This is a genomic window from Pseudomonas sp. GW822-FHT03F08 (assembly GCF_058801265.1).
The window spans coordinates 146,669-164,602 of sequence record NZ_JBXANC010000010.1 but is presented as its reverse complement, the minus strand read 5'-3'; the positions used below and the strand labels follow the sequence as shown (position 1 = coordinate 164,602).

Annotated in this window: 18 protein-coding genes; 8 read left to right on the top strand and 10 right to left on the bottom strand. The window is 61.8% G+C overall.

The features are described 5' to 3' along the window. Positions 1 to 76: 76 nt before the first annotated feature. The 5 genes from AC1RME_RS24140 to exaC form a co-directional block, all read right to left on the bottom strand. Positions 77 to 538 carry a GNAT family N-acetyltransferase gene (locus tag AC1RME_RS24140; RefSeq protein WP_096820770.1) on the bottom strand — a complete coding sequence of 154 codons (462 nt, stop codon included), beginning with the start codon at positions 536 to 538 and terminating at the stop codon, positions 77 to 79. 115 nt (positions 539 to 653) lie between these two features. After that, complete coding sequence (eutC, locus tag AC1RME_RS24135) at positions 654 to 1,487, bottom strand: ethanolamine ammonia-lyase subunit EutC (protein WP_493091850.1); 834 nt, start codon at positions 1,485 to 1,487, stop codon at positions 654 to 656. After that, the gene (locus tag AC1RME_RS24130; protein ID WP_102620861.1) at positions 1,484 to 2,878 is read right to left on the bottom strand and encodes an ethanolamine ammonia-lyase subunit EutB; all 1,395 of its coding nucleotides are present in this window, start codon (positions 2,876 to 2,878) and stop codon (positions 1,484 to 1,486) included. The genes eutC and AC1RME_RS24130 overlap by 4 nt, the downstream gene beginning before the upstream one ends. Positions 2,879 to 2,958: 80 nt before the next feature. Beyond that, a complete protein-coding gene (gene eat / locus AC1RME_RS24125) occupies positions 2,959 to 4,329 on the bottom strand; it encodes an ethanolamine permease (RefSeq protein ID WP_096820772.1) in 1,371 nt (456 codons plus the stop codon). Positions 4,330 to 4,533: 204 nt separating this feature from the next. Then, positions 4,534 to 6,054, bottom strand: coding sequence for an acetaldehyde dehydrogenase ExaC (gene exaC, locus AC1RME_RS24120; protein ID WP_096820773.1), 1,521 nt, complete (start codon positions 6,052 to 6,054; stop codon positions 4,534 to 4,536). Positions 6,055 to 6,355: 301 nt separating this feature from the next. Here exaC and AC1RME_RS24115 point away from each other — a divergent pair, with 301 nt between their 5' ends. The 4 genes from AC1RME_RS24115 to AC1RME_RS24100 all read left to right on the top strand — a co-directional run bounded on the left by AC1RME_RS24115 (position 6,356) and on the right by AC1RME_RS24100 (position 10,601). Continuing rightward, positions 6,356 to 8,272: a sigma-54-dependent Fis family transcriptional regulator gene (locus tag AC1RME_RS24115; protein ID WP_096820774.1), complete on the top strand. Its 1,917-nt coding sequence runs from the start codon at positions 6,356 to 6,358 to the stop codon at positions 8,270 to 8,272. Between the two features lie 70 nt (positions 8,273 to 8,342). Further along, a complete protein-coding gene (mpl, locus tag AC1RME_RS24110) occupies positions 8,343 to 9,692 on the top strand; it encodes a UDP-N-acetylmuramate:L-alanyl-gamma-D-glutamyl-meso-diaminopimelate ligase (protein WP_007958628.1) in 1,350 nt (449 codons plus the stop codon). Further along, positions 9,689 to 10,324, top strand: coding sequence for a flavin prenyltransferase UbiX (gene ubiX / locus AC1RME_RS24105; protein WP_011336112.1), 636 nt, complete (start codon positions 9,689 to 9,691; stop codon positions 10,322 to 10,324). The genes mpl and ubiX overlap by 4 nt, the downstream gene beginning before the upstream one ends. Further along, entirely contained in the window at positions 10,317 to 10,601 is a 285-nt protein-coding gene (locus AC1RME_RS24100) for a YceK/YidQ family lipoprotein (protein WP_039771878.1), read from the top strand. The genes ubiX and AC1RME_RS24100 overlap by 8 nt, the downstream gene beginning before the upstream one ends. 33 nt (positions 10,602 to 10,634) lie before the next feature. Here AC1RME_RS24100 and AC1RME_RS24095 read toward each other — a convergent pair whose 3' ends face one another. The 3 genes from AC1RME_RS24095 to AC1RME_RS24085 form a co-directional block, all read right to left on the bottom strand. Continuing rightward, positions 10,635 to 11,276, bottom strand: coding sequence for an oxidoreductase (locus AC1RME_RS24095; protein WP_096820775.1), 642 nt, complete (start codon positions 11,274 to 11,276; stop codon positions 10,635 to 10,637). A gap of 27 nt (positions 11,277 to 11,303) precedes the next feature. Then, a complete protein-coding gene (locus AC1RME_RS24090; protein ID WP_493091849.1) occupies positions 11,304 to 13,031 on the bottom strand; it encodes a C13 family peptidase in 1,728 nt (575 codons plus the stop codon). Between the two features lie 110 nt (positions 13,032 to 13,141). Next, positions 13,142 to 13,597, bottom strand: a complete 456-nt coding sequence (locus tag AC1RME_RS24085; RefSeq protein ID WP_007909575.1) for a MaoC family dehydratase — start codon at positions 13,595 to 13,597, stop codon at positions 13,142 to 13,144. Positions 13,598 to 13,790: 193 nt separating this feature from the next. Between AC1RME_RS24085 and AC1RME_RS24080 the strand changes: the two genes are divergently transcribed. From AC1RME_RS24080 to AC1RME_RS24065, 4 genes are all read left to right on the top strand, one after another. Then, positions 13,791 to 14,153, top strand: a complete 363-nt coding sequence (locus tag AC1RME_RS24080; RefSeq protein WP_007958636.1) for a CidA/LrgA family protein — start codon at positions 13,791 to 13,793, stop codon at positions 14,151 to 14,153. Continuing rightward, a complete protein-coding gene (locus AC1RME_RS24075) occupies positions 14,153 to 14,869 on the top strand; it encodes an LrgB family protein (protein ID WP_096820777.1) in 717 nt (238 codons plus the stop codon). The genes AC1RME_RS24080 and AC1RME_RS24075 overlap by 1 nt, the downstream gene beginning before the upstream one ends. A gap of 10 nt (positions 14,870 to 14,879) precedes the next feature. Next, complete coding sequence (locus AC1RME_RS24070; RefSeq protein ID WP_493091847.1) at positions 14,880 to 15,470, top strand: LON peptidase substrate-binding domain-containing protein; 591 nt, start codon at positions 14,880 to 14,882, stop codon at positions 15,468 to 15,470. A gap of 103 nt (positions 15,471 to 15,573) precedes the next feature. Next, positions 15,574 to 15,846, top strand: coding sequence for a hypothetical protein (locus AC1RME_RS24065; RefSeq protein WP_096820779.1), 273 nt, complete (start codon positions 15,574 to 15,576; stop codon positions 15,844 to 15,846). Here AC1RME_RS24065 and AC1RME_RS24060 read toward each other — a convergent pair. Together AC1RME_RS24060 and AC1RME_RS24055 are read right to left on the bottom strand one after the other, a co-directional pair. Beyond that, the gene (locus AC1RME_RS24060) at positions 15,843 to 17,159 is read right to left on the bottom strand and encodes a bifunctional DedA family/phosphatase PAP2 family protein (RefSeq protein ID WP_192559075.1); all 1,317 of its coding nucleotides are present in this window, start codon (positions 17,157 to 17,159) and stop codon (positions 15,843 to 15,845) included. The two genes, AC1RME_RS24065 and AC1RME_RS24060, sit on opposite strands and share 4 nt — an antisense overlap. Before the next feature lie 54 nt (positions 17,160 to 17,213). Continuing rightward, positions 17,214 to 17,909 (bottom strand): DNA-3-methyladenine glycosylase, encoded by a 696-nt coding sequence (locus tag AC1RME_RS24055; RefSeq protein WP_102620853.1) that lies wholly within the window; start codon positions 17,907 to 17,909, stop codon positions 17,214 to 17,216. Between the last annotated feature and the right edge of the window lie 25 nt (positions 17,910 to 17,934).

The window sequence follows — 17,934 nt, the reverse complement described above, 5'->3', positions numbered from 1 at the left end:
AACGAGGCGCCAGCCTTGGTGGCGAGGAGGTTTGCTCCTTCGCCACGATGGCCGGCTTGCGCATTGTTAGAAAAAATCAGAGTTCGTCGCTGATCGGCAGCACGTAGTTCTTGAACTCGGTGTCTTCCTTGAATCCGATGGATTCGTAGGTTTTCTGCGCCACTTCGTTGTTGCTGCTGGTGGATACGCGCATACGCACGGCCTGGGTTTCCTTGGCCATTCTCTTCGCGGTGCGGATCAGGTTGTCGGCGACCAGCTGGCGGCGGGCGTCTTCGGCGACGTAGATGTCGTTGAGGATCCACACACGCTTGAGCGACAGCGAGGAAAAGCTCGGGTAGAGCTGACAGAACCCCATGAGCTTCTTGTCGTCGTCATCGGCCAGGGCCAGGTAAATCACCGATTCCTTGCGCCGCAGGCGTTTTTCAAGGAATGCCCGGGACGAGTCCGGATAGGGCAGGGAACCGTAGAACTCGCGATATTTGACGAACAGCGGGGCCAGCAGGTCCAGGTGTTCGAGGGTCGCTTGAATAATCCGCATGATAGGTCTCGTCTTCAAGTGGCTGTCTTCAACTGCTCTGACGGCGATGGGAAACCCGTGCGGCCGTGCATCGATCCTGCCTGAAACCGGCGCAGAAACGCAATGCGGAAACGGTTCAGGCTGGGGGCGGATCGAGTAGGAAATTACTCTTCATATCTGCACCGGCTTCCGATTCCAGCGTCTGAACCTGCGCTTCGTCCTTCAGATTGACGCCCGACAGTTGTCGCCGACAGGCTTCACGCATCAGATACAGCAAGCGATGGGCCGCCATGCCGTAGCTGAGTCCCTCCAGCCGCACATTGGAGATGCAATTGCGGTAGGCATCCGTGAGGCCGACCTTTGGATTGTAGGTGAAATATAAACCGAGGCTGTCCGGCGAGCTGAGGCCGGGGCGCTCTCCGATCAGCATCACGACCATTTTTGCGCCCAGCAATTGGCCGATTTCATCGCCAACCGCCACTCGGCCTTGCTCTACCAGCACTACCGGCGCGGTCGACCATTCGTCGGCGGTCATCTGTTCTTCCAGACGGGTGAGAAAGGGCAGGGTGTGCCGATGCACCGCCAGCGCCGAGAGGCCGTCGGCCACGACGATCACCAGGTCCACGCCGCCCGGATGCGCCAGGGCGTATTCACGCAGGGCTAGCGCCGATTGATCGCTCAATTTGCGCCCCAGGTCCGGGCGTTGCAGGTAGCTGTTGCGATCCGCAGCCGCGCTGTGCAGCAGCAGGCTGTCACGCTGACGCTCCGTCAGTTGGGCACTGAGCCCTGCATGGTCGAAGGGTAAATGCACCGCATCACGGGCCTGAGCGTGGGCGAACTGGAAATCCAGCTGCGCGCGGGTCGGCAGGCTGGTGCCGGTGCGGCCGAGAGCGATCCGCGCCGGGGTCAGGCGGCGCAGCTCAAGCCAGGGGTTTTGTGGATCGACGGGCGGTTTTTCCATCTGACTCATCCCAGTTGCGCCAACGCCTGGCGGAAGGCCGGCGGCAGGTTGTTGCCGAAGCGGACCTTGCCGTCCGCCTGGGTGAAGATGCCCATGTTCGCCAGCCACTGCTCGAACTCCGGCGCCGGTTTCAGGCCCAGGGTCTGACGCGCGTAGAGGGCGTCGTGGAACGAAGTAGTCTGGTAGTTGAGCATGATGTCGTCGGAGCCGGGGATGCCCATGATGAAATTGATCCCCGCCACGCCCAGCAGGGTCAGCAGGGTGTCCATGTCGTCCTGGTCGGCTTCGGCGTGGTTGGTGTAGCAGATGTCGCAGCCCATCGGCACGCCGAGCAGCTTGCCGCAGAAGTGGTCTTCGAGGCCGGCGCGGATGATCTGCTTGCCGTTGTAGAGGTATTCCGGGCCGATGAATCCTACGACGGTGTTCACCAGGAACGGTTTGAAATGTCGCGCCACGGCGTAGGCCCGGGTCTCGCAGGTCTGTTGATCGACGCCGTGGTGGGCATTGGCCGACAGCGCGCTGCCCTGGCCGGTTTCGAAATACATCAGGTTCTGCCCAAGCGTGCCCCGATTGAGGCTCAGCCCGGCGTCATAGCCTTCCTGCAAGATATTCAGATTGATGCCGAAACTGGCATTGGCCGCTTCGGTGCCGGCAATCGACTGGAACACCAGATCCAGCGGCACCCCACGGTTGATCGCCTCTATAGAGGTGGTGACGTGGGTCAGCACGCAGGCCTGGGTCGGAATGTCGTAGCGCTGGATGATCGCGTCGAGCATTTCCAGCATTGCGCAGATCGAGGCGATGCTGTCGGTGGCCGGGTTGATGCCGATCATCGCATCGCCATTGCCGTACAGCAGGCCGTCGAGAATGCTCGCGGCGATGCCGGACGGTTCGTCGGTCGGGTGATTGGGTTGCAGCCTTGTGGATAACCGTCCACGCAGGCCGAGGGTGCCGCGAAATTTCGTGACGACGCGGATCTTCTGCGCCACCAGCACCAGATCCTGCACGCGCATGATCTTCGACACTGCCGCGACCATTTCCGGCGTCAGGCCAGGGGCGAGGGCCCGCAGGCTGGACTCGTCGGCCGCTTCGCTCAGAAGCCAGTCGCGAAAGCCGCCAACGGTGAGATGGCTGACGACCGCAAAGGCCTGCTTGTCATGGCTGTCGATGATCAGTCGGGTGACTTCATCGGATTCGTAGGGAATCAGCGCTTCCTGCAGGAAATGTGTCAGCGGGATGTCGGCCAGCGTCATTTGCGCGGCCACCCGCTCGCCATCGTTGAGCGCGGCGACGCCGGCCAGAAAATCCCCGGAACGCGCCGGGCTGGCCTTGGCCATCACGTCTTTAAGGCTGTCGAAGCGATAGGTCTGGGCGCCGACGGTATGGGCAAATGCGGCCATGGGGCGCGTTCCTCCTGAATGAATGCTTTTAGTGCGGGCACCGAGCCCGAGGCCCGATGCCGGTGCAGCTCAGTTAGCGTTTAGATACCTTCGAGCATAGCGTCTGCCGGTGCTTCGGAGCGTTGCTTGGCGGTCAGCTGGAAGTACAGGTAACCGGCGGCCATGAACCCGAGGAACACACAACCGATCAGCGTGTTGAACCAGGCCATCGCCACTAGGCACACCACCGCCAGGAACAGCGCGATAGCCGGCACCACCGGATAACCCGGCGCGCGGAAGGTGCGTTCCAGGTTCGGCTCGGTTTTGCGCAGTTTGAACAGGCTGAGCATGCTGATGATGTACATCACGATGGCGCCGAACACCGACATGGTGATCATCGCTGCCGTCAGGGTCATGCCTTGCAGATTGACCAGTCCGTCGCTGTAGATTGCCGCGATGCCGATCACACCGCCGGCCAGAATCGCCCGGTGCGGCGTCTGGAAACGCGAGAGTTTGGCCAGACTTTTCGGCAGATAACCGGCCCGGGCGAGGGCGAAGAACTGCCGCGAGTAACCGAGGATGATCCCGTGGAAACTCGCCACCAGCCCGAACAGGCCGATCCAGACCAGCATGTGCATCCACGTCGAATTGTTGCCGACCACTGCTTTCATCGCTTGAGGCAACGGGTCGTTGATGTTCGACAGTTGACGCCAGTCGCCAACGCCGCCGGCCATCACCATGACGCCGATGGCCAGGAACACCAGGGTCAGGATGCCGCTGACATAAGCCTTGGGAATCGTCCGTTTCGGGTCCTTGGCTTCCTCGGCCGCCATGGCTGCGCCTTCGATGGCGAGGAAAAACCAGATCGCGAAGGGAATTGCGGCGAAAATGCCGGGAATCGAGCCCATCGTGAATTCGTTGGCGCCCGACCAGCCGTTCAGCACGAAGTTGCTGAAACTGAAGCCCGGCGCAACCACGCCCATGAACACCAGCAGTTCGGCGACGGCGAGCACGGTGACCACCAGTTCGAAGGTCGCGGCGATGCTGACGCCGAGGATGTTCAGGGTCATGAACACGAAATACGCACCGACCGCCGCGACTTTCGGATCAAGTTCCGGATATTGCACATTGAGATAGGCACCGATGGCCATGGCGATGGCCGGCGGAGCGAACACGAACTCGATCAGCGTGGCGATCCCGGCGATCAATCCGCCTTTCTCACCAAAGGCTCGGCGGCTGTAGGCGAACGGCCCGCCCGCGTGGGGAATCGCGGTGGTCAGTTCGGTGAAACTGAAGATGAAGCAGGTGTACATGGTCGCGACCATCAGGGCCGTGACCAGGAAACCCAGGGTTCCCGCCGTGCCCCAGCCGTAACTCCAGCCGAAGTATTCGCCGGAAATCACCAGGCCGACGGCAATGCCCCAGAGATGCAGGGTGCCGAGTGTGGGTTTGAGCTGTGTGGTGGAAGTCATAAGTCCTCTCTGTCTTTTTTATTGTTCGATCTGTTGGACTTTCGGGTGCAGCGGTTGAGTGGGTGGGCGCTGTTCACGCAGCGGCAGTGTTCACGCAAATCCTGAATGACGGGTACGCAAGGCCCGTGCCAGAGCGGCCAGGCCAGGGAGTTGTCATCGGGATGAAAAGGGCGGTACCGAAATCTCGGCACCGCCCTCGGTTTTTTAGAAGAAGCCCAGCGGATTGATGTCGTAGCTCACCAGCAGGTTTTTTGTCTGTTGGTAGTGATCGAGCATCATCTTGTGGGTTTCACGGCCGACGCCGGACTTCTTGTACCCGCCGAACGCGGCGTGCGCCGGGTACAGGTGGTAGCAGTTGGTCCACACACGACCGGCCTTGATGGCGCGCCCCATGCGATAGGCGCGGTTGATGTCGCGGGTCCAGAGGCCGGCGCCCAGGCCGAACTCGGTGTCGTTGGCGATTGCCAGGGCTTCGGCTTCGTCCTTGAAGGTAGTGATGCTCACCACCGGGCCGAAGATTTCTTCCTGGAACACACGCATCTTGTTGGTGCCCTTGAGCAGGGTCGGCTGGATGTAATAACCGGAGGCCAGGTTGCCTTCGAGTTTTTCCACCTTGCCGCCGGTCAGCAGTTCGGCACCTTCGCCCTTGGCGATTTCCAGGTACGAAAGAATCTTGTCGAATTGCTGCTCGGACGCCTGGGCGCCGACCATGGTGTCGGTGTCCAGCGGATCGCCACGTTTGATTTGCAGGACTTTCTTCATGACGACGGCCATGAATTCGTCGTAGATCGATTCCTGTACCAGCGCACGGGACGGGCAGGTGCAGACTTCGCCCTGGTTGAAGAACGCCAGCACCAGACCTTCAGCGGCTTTTTCGATGAAGCTCGGCTCGGCCTTCATGATGTCTTCGAAGAAGATGTTCGGCGACTTGCCGCCCAGTTCCACGGTGGACGGAATGATGTTTTCGGCCGCGCATTTCATGATGTGCGAGCCGACCGGGGTCGAGCCGGTGAAGGCGATCTTGGCGATGCGCTTGCTGGTGGCCAGGGCTTCGCCGGCTTCTTTGCCGAACCCTTGCACCACGTTGAGCACGCCCGGTGGCAGCAGGTCGCCGATCAGCTCCAGCAGCACGCTGATGCCCAGCGGTGTTTGCTCGGCAGGTTTGAGCACCACGCAGTTGCCGGCGGCCAAGGCCGGGGCGAGTTTCCACGCGGCCATCAGGATCGGGAAGTTCCACGGGATGATCTGGCCGACCACGCCCAGCGGTTCATGAATGTGATAAGCGACGGTGTTGCCATCGATTTCGGCGGCGCTGCCTTCCTGGGCGCGCAGGCACCCGGCGAAATAGCGGAAGTGGTCGGCGGCCAGCGGGATGTCGGCGTTGAGGGTTTCGCGGATGGCTTTGCCGTTGTCCCAGGTTTCGGTGATCGCCAGCAGTTCGAGGTTCTGTTCGATGCGATCGGCGATTTTCAGCAGGATCAGCGAGCGGGCCTGGGCGGAGGTCGAGCCCCAGGCATCGGCAGCGGCGTGAGCGGCGTCCAGGGCCTTGTCGATGTCTTCGGCAGTGGAACGCGGGAATTCGGCAATCGGTTGGCCATTCACTGGCGAGGTATTGGTGAAGTACTGACCTTTGACAGGCGCGACGAACTCGCCGCCGATGTAGTTACCGTACTTGCTCTTGAACGAGACTTTGGCGCCTTCAGTACCGGGGTGAGCGTAACGCATGATGATGTTCTCCTTGGCTTTGTACTTATTAGAGAAACGCGCATGAGCGCTTGCTATAAGCGTAGAGCAAAGGTCGGGCCACCGCCGTGCAGGTCAGGCAAATCAAGGCCTTGCGTGATTTCTGTCGGACAAGTGGCAAGCGTCTGTGACGGTATCGGTACAGCTCGGGTGACAGTTTGTACCGCTTCTGGCACAACCTGTGACCGGGCGGTCTTGCCAGCATTGCAAAGACCGGTTGGCTGGAGGATGCTGGGCACCACTTCACGCATGGGCCGATGAGCCTCGGGGAGAATAATAAGAAATGCACGACAACCATTTGAGTCGCCATGCCCAACAGGTTCTCACCGTCACCCAGGGCAAGCCGCACCTGCACGGCCCCGGTGCCGACCCGTCGATCGCCCGCTCGTGGCTGCGTTGTCTTGAGGACTATCACCTCGACCCGGCCCTGACCATGGCGCCGACCGTGCTCGAACACGGTCGTGTCCTCGAAAGCCGCGAACGGCTGCAACAGGTGTTGCAGATCGCCGGCAATGAAATGAGCAGCCTGCATCAGCAACTCTCCGGCGCCGGCCACGCGGTACTGCTGACCGACGCCCGTGGGGTAATCCTCAACTGCGTCACCGCTCCTGCCGAACGCAAGATCTTCGAACGCGCAGGGCTCTGGCTCGGTTCCGACTGGAGCGAGGCCTGTGAAGGCACCAACGGCATCGGCACCTGCCTGGTGGAACGTCAGGCCCTGACCATCCATCAGGACGAACACTTTCGCGGCCGTCACACCGGCCTGACCTGCTCGGCGAGCCCGGTGTTCGACCCGCACGGCGAACTGCTGGCGGTGCTCGATGTTTCCTCTGCGCGGCATGACGTCTCGCGCCAGAGCCAGTTCCACACCATGGCGCTGGTCAATCTGTCGGCGAAGATGATCGAGAGCTGCTACTTCCTGCGCTGTTTCGATAACCAATGGTTGTTGCGATTCCATCTCCAGGCCGAGTCTGTCGGGCTGTTCAGCGAAGGGCTGCTGGCGTTTGACGGGGAAGGGCGGATCAGTGCGGTCAATCAGAGCGCCTTGAACCTGCTGGGGCACATTCGCGGTGGTTTGCTCGGCAAACCGGTGGAGGCGTTTTTCGATTGTTCGCTGGATGAGTTGCTGGGGCGTGCGAGTGCCAATGCCAGCGCCAGTTGGCCGTTGCGCACTCGTGACGGACGGCATCTGTTCGCGGTGCTGCGCGGCGAGTCGCGCAAGCCATCCATCGTCTTGCCGAAACCTCAGGCTCCCGAGGCGCCACGCCTGGCTGGCATTTGTCTGGGCGACGCCGGGCTGCAAGCGGATTTCCGCAAGGCCTTGCGAGTGTTCGAGCGTGACGTGCCGCTGCTGATCAACGGTGAAACCGGCTCCGGCAAGGAAGCGTTCGCCAAGGCCGTGCATCAGGCCAGTCAACGCGCCGGCAAAGCGTTCGTCGCCCTCAACTGCGCGGCCATTCCCGAAAGCCTGATCGAGAGCGAACTGTTCGGCTATCGCGGTGGCAGCTTCACTGGCGCGCGCAAGGACGGCATGCGTGGCAAGTTGCAGCAGGCCGACGGCGGCACGCTGTTTCTCGATGAAATCGGCGACATGCCGCTGGCCTTGCAGACCCGTCTGTTGCGAGTGCTTGAGGACCGGCAAGTGGTGCCGATCGGCGGCGAGCCGGAAGCGGTCAACGTGCGGATCATCAGTGCCACTCACCGTAACTTGCTGGAACGGGTTGGCGACGGCAGTTTTCGGGAGGATTTGTATTACCGGCTCAACGGGCTGGAAGTGGCGCTGCCGCCGTTGCGCGAGCGCAGTGACAAGTCGCAGTTGCTGGATTTCCTGCTGGCCGAAGAGGCAGGCGGTGAAACGATCCTGATCGAAGAGCCGGCGCGCCAGGCCTTGCTGGGCTTCAACTGGCCGGGCAATGTGCGGCAGTTGCGTAACGTGCTGCGCACGCTGGCGGCGTTGTGCGATGAAGGGCGGATCGGGCTGGATGATCTGCCGGCGATGTTCCGACAGGTGCAGCCGCTGTTGGTCAAAGTCGATGAAGTGTCATCCGGGCAGCCGCTGGAGGATGCCGAACGGCTGGCGTTGCTCAATGCGCTGGAACACACGCGCTGGCATATGACCCACACGGCGCAGCAACTGGGTGTCAGCCGCAATACGCTCTATAGAAAGCTGCGCAAGCACGGGATCGCCCGCAGCGCTTGACCCCCTGAAAACGAGGATGCGGTTTTCCCCTGCCTGGGCTACCCTGCGGCCATGTTTTACGAGGTCGACTATGCACATTCATATTCTGGGTATCTGCGGGACTTTCATGGGCTCGATGGCGGTTCTGGCCAAAGAGCTGGGCCATCACGTGACCGGCTCCGATGCCAACGTCTATCCGCCGATGAGCACTCAGCTCGAAGCCCAGGGCATTCAGCTGACTCAGGGTTACGACCCGGCTCAGCTTGATCCGGCGCCGGATCTGGTGGTGATCGGCAACGCCATGTCCCGCGGCAATCCGGCGGTGGAATATGTGCTGAACAAAGGCCTGCCGTACGTTTCCGGCCCACAGTGGCTGGCTGATCATGTGCTGCAAGGTCGCTGGGTGCTGGCGGTTGCCGGTACGCACGGCAAGACCACCACCAGCAGCATGCTGGCCTGGGTACTGGAACACGCCGGCATGAGCCCGGGCTTCCTGATCGGCGGCGTTCCGCAGAATTTCTCGGTGTCGGCGCGTCTGGGCGGCACGCCGTTCTTCGTGATCGAGGCCGACGAGTACGACAGCGCGTTCTTCGACAAACGCTCGAAGTTTGTCCACTACCGTCCACGTACGGCGATCCTCAACAACCTTGAGTTCGATCACGCTGACATTTTCCCGGATCTGCCGGCCATCGAGCGCCAGTTCCACCACTTGGTGCGGACTATTCCGAGCGAAGGCCTGGTGATCCACCCGACCACCGAACCCGCCTTGCAGCGCGTGATCGAGATGGGCTGCTGGACCCCGGTGCAAACCACCGGTGCTGGCGGTCAGTGGCAGGTCAAGTTGCTGAAGGACGACGGCTCGGCATTCGAAGTGATGTTCGAGGGCGTCTCCCAAGGCGTCGTCGAGTGGGAATTGACGGGGCAGCACAACGTAGCCAACGCATTGGCTACTCTGGCGGCAGCGCGTCACGTTGGTGTTGTGCCGTCCATGGGCATCGCCGGGTTGAGCGCGTTCAAGAGCGTCAAGCGTCGGATGGAAAAAGTCGCGGAAGTGCGCGGCATCACCATCTACGATGACTTCGCCCACCACCCGACCGCCATTGCGACCACCCTCGACGGCCTGCGCAAACGCATTGGCGACGCACCGCTGATCGCGATCATCGAGCCGCGTTCCAACTCGATGAAGCTCGGCGCACACCGTGACGGCTTGCCGGACAGCGTGGTCGATGCCGATCAGGTGATCTGGTACGCCCCGGCCAACCTCGGCTGGGACCTGGCTGGCACTGCCGCGTTGTGCACCGTGCCGTCGATCGTCAGCGATTCGCTGGAAGGCATCATCGAACGCGTGAAAAGCCAGGCCCAGCCCGGCACCCACGTGGTGATCATGAGCAACGGCGGCTTCGGCGGTCTGCACGGCAAACTCGCCGAGGCGCTGAAATGAACAACAACGGCCCGGAACGCATCACGCTGGCGATGACCGGCGCGTCCGGCGCCCAGTACGGCTTGCGCCTGCTGGATTGCCTGGTGCGCGAGGATCGCGAAGTACATTTCCTGATCTCCAAGGCAGCGCAACTGGTGATGGCTACCGAGACGGACGTGTCGCTGCCGGCCAAGCCGCAAATGATGCAGGCGTTCCTCACCGAATACACCGGCGCCGCCGCGGGGCAGATCCGCGTGTATGGCAAAGAAGACTGGATGTCGCCAGTGGCCTCGGGCTCCGGGGCGCCGGCGGCAATGGTAGTGGTGCCGTGCTCGACAGGCACCTTGTCGGCCATCGCCACCGGCGCCTGCAACAACCTGATCGAGCGAGCGGCAGATGTAACGCTGAAGGAGCGTCGCCAGTTGATTCTGGTACCGCGCGAAGCGCCGTATTCGAGCATTCACCTGGAGCACATGCTCAAGTTGTCGAACATGGGCGTGACTATCCTGCCGGCCTCGCCTGGCTTTTATCACCAGCCGCAGACCATCGATGACCTGATCGATTTCGTGGTGGCGCGGATTCTCAATCTACTGGGCATCCCCCAGGACATGCTGCCGCGCTGGGGCGAGCATCACCTGAGCAGCGATGAATAAGCTGCTGGCGATCCTGCTGATATTGCAACTGACCGGCTGCGCCACGGCACGCACGCTCGATGCCGCCAAACCCGGCGCACCGGTGGTGTATTCCGGCACTCGGCTGGATTTGTACGCCATGAATGGCGGGTGTTGCGCGATGGATCGGTTCGGTGCCGAGGCGCCAAGCTATCCCGGGGTGGATCTGCCGGCCAGTGCATTGCTCGATACGCTGCTGTTGCCGTTGTCGTTGCTGACGGTGATCGGCGTAGGCTTTCAGGCGACTGGCGGGCTCTAAAAAGATCGCAGCCGATGGCTGCGATTTTTGTTTTTACTTGCCGAGCTTTCTCAATTCATCCGACTCGACGATCCGCACTCCGTCCTGTTCCTCAAGCGCCAGCCGCCACATGGCTCGGGCCAGTTGGCAGGCTTCGATGCCGCGGTATTTGCCGGGAATCAGTTTCGAAAACGGTGCGGCAAGCTGCTCGCCCAGCCGTGGCTCGCTGCGATCCCCCAGCAACAACGAAGGCCGGCAGATGGTCAGTTGTGGCCAGTCCTGCGCGCGCAATGCGTGTTCCATCTCGCCTTTGACCTTGTTGTAGAAAATCGAGGATCGGCGATCAGCCCCCAGGGCACTGATCACGATCAGGTGCCGTGCGCCCATTTCCCGGGCGCGTTTGGCAAACGCCACGACCATGTCCAGATCCACGGCGCGAAACGCCTCTTCGGAGCCGGCCTGTTTGATGGTGGTGCCGAGGCAGCAATAGGCGATGTCGACGCGACCGGCCAGTTGCGGCAGGAAGGTCTGCGGGTCGCCGACCGGGTTTTCCAGATGAGGATGTTCGGCCAGCGGCCGGCGTGAAGGGGCCAGGACGCGAGTGATCGTCGGTTCGTTGAGCAAACGGTCGAGCAGGTGTTCACCGGTCAGCCCGGTGGCTCCGGCAAGCAAGACATGCTGAGGCGTCAAGTACATAGTGTCTCTCCCTTGATACTGTTCAGCTTAGTTGCTCTTTGTCGCTCCGTCGTTCAGCGCAGCACTTTGCAACGCTTTTCTCGCTTGCTGCTTGCGCAGCAGCTGCCAATGGGCGAGCACTGTTTTCGGCGCCCAGATCTGCGGTTCCGAGGCTTCGAAGTTGTCCGCCAGTTCGCGCTCGGCGACGGTGGCCTTGGCCAGTTTGAAGGCTTGCTCCAGATCATCGGTCTGGTTCAGCGCCTGGGCAAACAGGGCATCGCCGAAGTAGGTGAAGTTGGCTTCTTCGGAGCAACCGAACGAGACCCGGTCGGCGCGCGACGCGGTCATGATCAACGTACGTTCGTCCTTCAGCGCCGGAATGAAACCACCGGAATAGCACGAGGAGATGACAATGATCTTGTCGCGGTTCTTCAGCGGTGCGAGCACGGCGGCGAGTTCGTCGGCGGGCAGGTCGGCCAGTTCCATGCGCGGTTGGTCGAGCACCAGTTCATGTTCGGCGGTGCCGTGGCTGGTCAGGTAGATGAACACCAGATCTTCCGGGCCGCTGCGTTCGGCCAGGGTCAACGCCGCGCGGCGCAGATTTTCGCGGGTGGCCATCGGCCGGTCACCGAGGTGGTCGCGATGGTTGACCAGGCGGATCTGGCCAAAGGCGCCGAAGCGGCTGGCGAGCATGTTGGCCACGTAATCGGATTCGCGCAGGAACACGCTCTGTTTGCCGTCGCCGCCGAGGGTCAGGGAGTACAACTCCACCGCCGGGGTCGAGGTTGGCACATTGGCCAGCGCTTCCTCGAGCAGGCGGCCCTGGGCCAACAGGCCAAGTTCGAGCGTATCGGGCAACAATTTGCCGTCGGCGTCGCGCACGCGCTGGCCGTTGATCCAGGTGCCGCTGAGCACGCTGCCGTCAGTCAGCACCAGCGTGCCTCGGCCCGCGTAGCTGTCGCTGTCGAACCCGCCAATGTAGAAACTGCCGTCGGACAGGTTCAGTCGGCCCTGACCGCTGAAGCGCCAGTCATTGAAGTAGCCGGTGTAATGGCTGCCGTCGGCGCCGATCAGTTCGCCCTTGCCGGTCAGCGCGCCTTCCTTGAACTGGCCGAGCCAGACGTCGCCGTCAGCGTTTTCGTAGCGGCCCTTGCCGTGTAGCTGATTGTTCTTGAAGCCGCCGACATAGATATCGCCGTCGGCGCTGTTGAAGGTGCCGTTGCCTTCGAGCTGGCCGTTCACGAAATGGCCGGTGAACTGATTGCCGCTGGCATCGCCGCGCTGGCCCTCACCGTTGGGTTTGCCGTTTGCGAACTGGCCTTGATAGGAGCTGCCGTCGTCCAGCTCCAGACGACCGAGCCCGGAATACTGGTCGGCCTTGAATTCGCCGCGATAGGTCATCGCGTTTTCTTTGAGGGTGCCTTCGCCTTCGCGTCGGCCGAGCTTGAAACCGCCGGTGTAGCTGCCACCGTGGGTGGTCAGTGTGCCCTGGCCGTCGAACAGGCCTTGCTGGAAATTCCCGCGATAAACCTCGCCGTTGCTGCCGTGCCATTCGCCCTGACCGTGCCACTGGCCCTTGTCGAACTCGCCCGCGTACCAACTGCCGTTCGGGTAGTCGACCCGGCCCTGGCCTTGCAGCAGACCGTTGACCAGCTCGCCGCGATAGCGTCCGCCATCGGGCAGGCGCGCATCCGGGGGCAACAGCGATTCGCCATCGCCGCAAGCGGTGAGCATCAGGGTCAAGGCAAGCGGTGCAAGAGCAGCAAGTGAGCGCATAGCGGGATCCGGGCAATTAGGCGACCGAGTATGCCGCAGCTATGTGACCTTATACAGCCGGCGGAGGGGAGTGGATGCGAAACAGCGTGAGCCGCTTCGCATCCCGGCACTCAGACGAAGCAGAGCGACAGCGGTTCGGCGATGTAGGCCGGTTTGTCCGAGCCTTCGATCTCTAGGGTGGCGGTGGCCTTGAGCAGCCACTGGCCAGGTTTCTTCTCGGTCACTTCACCGAGGTCGACCTTGAGCCGGACTTTGGAATTGACCTTGACCGGCTGGATGAAACGCACGCTGTCCAGGCCGTAGTTGACCACCATCTTCACGCCTTGCGGCAGGATCAGGATGTCTTCCATCAGTTTGGGGATCAGCGACAACGACAGGAAACCGTGTGCAATGGTGCTGCCAAATGGCGTTTGCGCGGCTTTGACCGGGTCGACATGGATGAACTGATAATCCCCGGTGGCTTCGGCGAACAGGTTGATGCGCTCCTGATCGATAGTGAGCCATTCGGAACGTCCGAGTTCCTTGCCGACATAATCTTTGAGCTCTGCAACTGGAACATAGGGCATTGAGACTCTCCTTGGGTTCATCGGTTTTATAGTTTTTCAGGTGGGGGATTTGACCGCCCTGCGAACCACTGTAGATCATCATGACGATTTGCTCAGGTCAACCGACCATGCTTTTGGCGAATGCCGATCCATAGCGCTGGCGTGCTTATAATGCCCGGCCCGTGCTTGGCGGGATGTCGGACGGAGATGACGGATGTTGCTACGCGGCCTGACCATGCTGGTGCTGTTTCAATTGCTCGGCACCGCCCTCAATCATTTGCTGTTGCCGGTGCTGCCGGGGCCGATCATCGGTCTTTTGCTGTTGCTGGTGTTCCTGATCGTGCGCGGTGAAGTCGGCGAGCCGCTGAATCTCGCCGCCGGCAGTCTGTTGCGTTATCTGCCGTTGCTGCTGGTGCCGCCGGCGGTGGGTGTGATGGTTTACGCCACGGCCATTGCCGCCGATTTCTGGGCCATCGTCGGTGCGCTGGTGGTCTCGCTGATTCTGTCCATGGCCTTCGCCGGTGTGCTGATGCAACGGCTGGTCAAGCGTCACGCCCCGCATTCGGAGGAATCCTGATGCTGTTCGACTGGCAAGGTGCCTGGGCTTCGGTGATTCACCATCCACTGTTCGGCATCGGTATCACCCTGGGGGCTTATCAACTGGTGTTGGCGGCGTTCGAGAAAACCCGCTGGATTTTCCTGCAACCGGTGCTGGTCTCCATGCTGTTGGTGATCGGTGTGCTGGTGGGTTGCGGCCTGACTTATGTCGAGTACCGCAAGAGCACCGAGATCCTCAGCATTCTGCTGGGCCCGGCGACCGTGGCACTGGCGGTGCCGCTGTATCTGAATCTGCGGCGCATCCGCCAATTGTTCTGGCCGATTTTTACTACGCTGGTGATAGGCGGGGTGGTCGCCACGGGCATGGGCGTGGCGCTGGGCTGGTGGTTCGGCGCCGATCACATGATCCTGATGACCATGGCGCCCAAGTCGGTGACCTCGCCGATCGCCATGCTGGTGGCCGAACAGATCGGTGGCGTCGCGGCGCTGGCCGCGGTGTTCGTGTTGATCACCGGGGTGATCGGCGCGATCTTCGGTCCGGCCCTGCTGACCCGCCTCGGCGTACACAGCCCGGAGGCGCGCGGCATGGCGCTGGGCATGACGGCGCATGCGGTCGGTACGTCGGTGGCGTTGCAGGAAAGCGATGAGTGCGGCGCCTTCGCGGCGCTGGCGATGAGTCTGATGGGCGTGGCCACGGCGGTGTTCCTGCCGTTGGCGGTGTCGATGGTGGTGTAAGGAAATGTCTATGAGTCTGCCGCTTTTTCCGCTGAACACGGTGCTGTTTCCCGGCTGCAATCTGGATCTGCAGATCTTCGAAGCACGCTACCTGGACATGATCGGCCGCTGCATGAAACAGGGCGGTGGGTTCGGCGTGGTGTGCATCCTTGAAGGCAGCGAAGTCGGCGCCGCCCCCGAAGGTTTTGCCATGGTCGGCTGCGAAGCGCGCATCACCGATTTCCAGCAGCAGGACAATGGACTGCTGGGCATCCGGGTGCAGGGCGGGCGCCGGTTCATCGTGCAGTGCACCGAAGTGCAACGCGATCAACTGATCGTCGCCGAAGTCGAGTGGCTGGACGACGAACCCGAGCAACCCTTGCAGGATGAAGACGCTGATCTGGTGGCGCTGCTCAAGGCCCTGGCCGAGCACCCGATGGTCGAGGCGCTGAACATGGGCATCGAAGCGGCCGGGCAGCAATCACTGGCCAATCAGTTGGCGTATCTGCTGCCGTTCGCCGAGGAAGACAAGATCGACCTGCTGCAACTCGACGACCCACAGCAGCGACTGGATGCGATCCAGGCGCTGCTCGATGAATTGCAGGGCGAGTTGTTCGCTTAAGACGCGTTCAGGTTATTCGGGCCAGACGATGTCGTTGGCGAACCAGTCCTTGCCGCTCGGCAGTGAAAGGGTCGTCTCGTAATTGCGTTCGGTGTCCAGCTCCATGTCTGAAACATCGAAGAATATCGGCAGCTACTTCGAACTGGAAACCTACGAGGGAAAGCTGAAGTCCTTTGGCGACCTGCCCTCCAATCCGGCCCCTGTGGCGTTGTTCAGTGTCGAGAAGAAGTTGGGGCTGTTTCAGCACGAAACAAAGGGCGGTCTCAAGCACTTCCTCGACAGGAATCCGAACGACCCCGAGCACAATGCCTACAATCCCGTGTCAGCGTCGTTCGTCTTGAGGCCCCAGCCTTCGGCGCTGTCTGCCGTCGCCTAGTACGAATATCGCAACAATGTATGCGGCAAATGCCGCAACACGAAAAAACCGAACAAGGCGACCAGTGCCGGCAGCACCAGCCACCAGACTTTCTGCGGCATCGCTTCAAGGGGCGAACGGCGCTGAATCAGCCACAGGCTCGCGGCGCAGACACAGGCGGCAAGCATTGCACCGGCCAGCACATCGGTTGGCCAGTGTGCCCCTAGGTACACCCGTGACAAGGCAATCGCCAGTGCCGGAATGCAGCCGACCAGCAGCCAGGTCAATCGCATTCTTGGCGGTTGCCCGCGTCCGGCCAGCACGGCCAGGGTCAGGAACAGCGCGAACGATCCGGACGCATGGCCGCTGGGCATGCTGTAGCTGGTCAACGGGTCGGTCAGCACCTCCGGGCGTACCCGGGCGAAAAACAGTTTGGTCCCGGTGTTGGCCAGCGCGGTGACGAGCAGGGTACTGCCGGCGAAGATTGCCTGACGCCACTGGCGGCACAGCAGCAACAGGCCGGTCAGCAAAATGCTGAACACCAGCATGTTGCGGAACTCGCCGATCAGGGTAAAGACCACCGCGACCTCGTCGAGCACCGCGTTGCGGTGTTCCTGTACGAGGGTCATGACGCCCTGATCGAGCGCAGTCAGGTACGGGTAACCGATGAACAGACCGATCAGAATCAACAGGCTCATGCTGCTGATCCAGATTGTTGCCCTACGATGGCGGCGCAGGCTGCTGTTGGCACTCAGGCCGACCATCACCGCAATGCTGGCGGCGACGATCCCGGCCTGCAGCCAGAAGCCTTCCGGCAATGGCAGACGAATCGCCGCCCCGGTGGCCCAGCCCGGCAGCAGGTACGCGATGCTCCAGCCCGCCGCCGCCAGCAGGCTCACGGCCGCGAAGCGCGGGAAGGGCATGTCGCACATCCCGGCGACCATCGGCAACATCGGTCGCAATGGGCCGATGAAACGCCCGACCAGCAGGCTGGCGATACCGTAGCGCTGGAAATAGGTCTCTGCGCCGGCCATCCATTCCGGGTGATGGCGCAAGCCCGGCAGGCGCCGGATGTTCTGGTGGAAGTGGCGGCCCAGGAAGTACGAAATCACGTCGCCGAGAATCCCGCCGAGGAAACCCAGCAACAGGGTTTCGCTCAACGACAGCGCACCGCTGCCGGCCAGCACTGCCACGGCAAACAGCAACACGGTGCCGGGAACAATCAGCCCGGCAATCGCCAGGCACTCGACGAAGGCCACGAGGAACACCGCAGCGGCCAGCCACTGCGGATTGGCGGCCAGCCACCCGGTCACGCTATCGAGCCATGGGCCCATACAACACACTCCATTTCATTGATGTCCCTGACCGGCGTACCGCAGAGGGGAAATTCACAGCAGAAAATAATCGCGTCCTTCGACCTGACCCCGGCGCAGCGGGTTCCGGGTGCACCACTGGGCGTAGGCCGCATCAACGAAGCGATACATCAAATGCTCGTCACGCCCATGGGGGATGCCCAGGCGGGTGGTCTGAATGATGTGGCCTGGCGCGGGGCCGGTGTCTTCCACCAGCAGTATGTCGTGATCGAAACGCTTGGCATCCCACACCGGCACTTTCAGCCCCAGGGCCTTGCACAGCAGGGTCTGCCCAGCGCAGAGCTTTTGCGACGGTCGCGGGCGGCCCTGTGCATCGGGGTTGTTCAGCAGCATCTGCGCCAGACTGGCCGGGCCGCTGATTTCATCGACCCATGGATAGGCCGATTTGATCAGCACCGCATTGCCGGGTCCCTGTGCACTGAAGTTCAACGAATCGCCGCCACGGGCGTAGTACATATAGATGTGGCCGCCATCCAGAAACAAAGCCTTACGCTTTTCCGTGTAGCCGAGGGAGGCATGGCTGCCTTTTTCTTCGCAGTAATACGCTTCGGTTTCGATGATCCGGGCGCTGAGCCACAGGTCGCCGACCCGGTGACGAATGACTTTGCCGAGCAGGTCCCGGGCAAGCGTCTGGGCGTCACGGTCGAAAAAAGCGTCCGGAAGGCCCATCGGCAGGCGCTCGGCGTGGGCACGAACGGTCAGATTGGACATGGCAAACGGTGTTTATCCAGGCGAA

What these genes read in the sequence shown, in the direction of transcription:
- AC1RME_RS24055 (WP_102620853.1), bottom strand. Translation starts at nt 17,909, where the DNA reads ATGTCCAATCTGACCGTTCGTGCCCACGCCGAGCGCCTGCCGATGGGC.
- AC1RME_RS24100 (WP_039771878.1), top strand. Translation starts at nt 10,317, where the DNA reads ATGAATAAGCTGCTGGCGATCCTGCTGATATTGCAACTGACCGGCTGC.
- eutC (WP_493091850.1), bottom strand. Translation starts at nt 1,487, where the DNA reads ATGAGTCAGATGGAAAAACCGCCCGTCGATCCACAAAACCCCTGGCTT.
- AC1RME_RS24070 (WP_493091847.1), top strand. Translation starts at nt 14,880, where the DNA reads ATGAGTCTGCCGCTTTTTCCGCTGAACACGGTGCTGTTTCCCGGCTGC.
- ubiX (WP_011336112.1), top strand. Translation starts at nt 9,689, where the DNA reads ATGAACAACAACGGCCCGGAACGCATCACGCTGGCGATGACCGGCGCG.
- AC1RME_RS24060 (WP_192559075.1), bottom strand. Translation starts at nt 17,159, where the DNA reads ATGGGCCCATGGCTCGATAGCGTGACCGGGTGGCTGGCCGCCAATCCG.
- AC1RME_RS24115 (WP_096820774.1), top strand. Translation starts at nt 6,356, where the DNA reads ATGCACGACAACCATTTGAGTCGCCATGCCCAACAGGTTCTCACCGTC.
- AC1RME_RS24130 (WP_102620861.1), bottom strand. Translation starts at nt 2,878, where the DNA reads ATGGCCGCATTTGCCCATACCGTCGGCGCCCAGACCTATCGCTTCGAC.
- AC1RME_RS24140 (WP_096820770.1), bottom strand. Translation starts at nt 538, where the DNA reads ATGCGGATTATTCAAGCGACCCTCGAACACCTGGACCTGCTGGCCCCG.
- AC1RME_RS24080 (WP_007958636.1), top strand. Translation starts at nt 13,791, where the DNA reads ATGTTGCTACGCGGCCTGACCATGCTGGTGCTGTTTCAATTGCTCGGC.
- mpl (WP_007958628.1), top strand. Translation starts at nt 8,343, where the DNA reads ATGCACATTCATATTCTGGGTATCTGCGGGACTTTCATGGGCTCGATG.
- eat (WP_096820772.1), bottom strand. Translation starts at nt 4,329, where the DNA reads ATGACTTCCACCACACAGCTCAAACCCACACTCGGCACCCTGCATCTC.
- AC1RME_RS24075 (WP_096820777.1), top strand. Translation starts at nt 14,153, where the DNA reads ATGCTGTTCGACTGGCAAGGTGCCTGGGCTTCGGTGATTCACCATCCA.
- AC1RME_RS24090 (WP_493091849.1), bottom strand. Translation starts at nt 13,031, where the DNA reads ATGCGCTCACTTGCTGCTCTTGCACCGCTTGCCTTGACCCTGATGCTC.
- AC1RME_RS24095 (WP_096820775.1), bottom strand. Translation starts at nt 11,276, where the DNA reads ATGTACTTGACGCCTCAGCATGTCTTGCTTGCCGGAGCCACCGGGCTG.
- AC1RME_RS24065 (WP_096820779.1), top strand. Translation starts at nt 15,574, where the DNA reads ATGTCTGAAACATCGAAGAATATCGGCAGCTACTTCGAACTGGAAACC.
- AC1RME_RS24085 (WP_007909575.1), bottom strand. Translation starts at nt 13,597, where the DNA reads ATGCCCTATGTTCCAGTTGCAGAGCTCAAAGATTATGTCGGCAAGGAA.
- exaC (WP_096820773.1), bottom strand. Translation starts at nt 6,054, where the DNA reads ATGCGTTACGCTCACCCCGGTACTGAAGGCGCCAAAGTCTCGTTCAAG.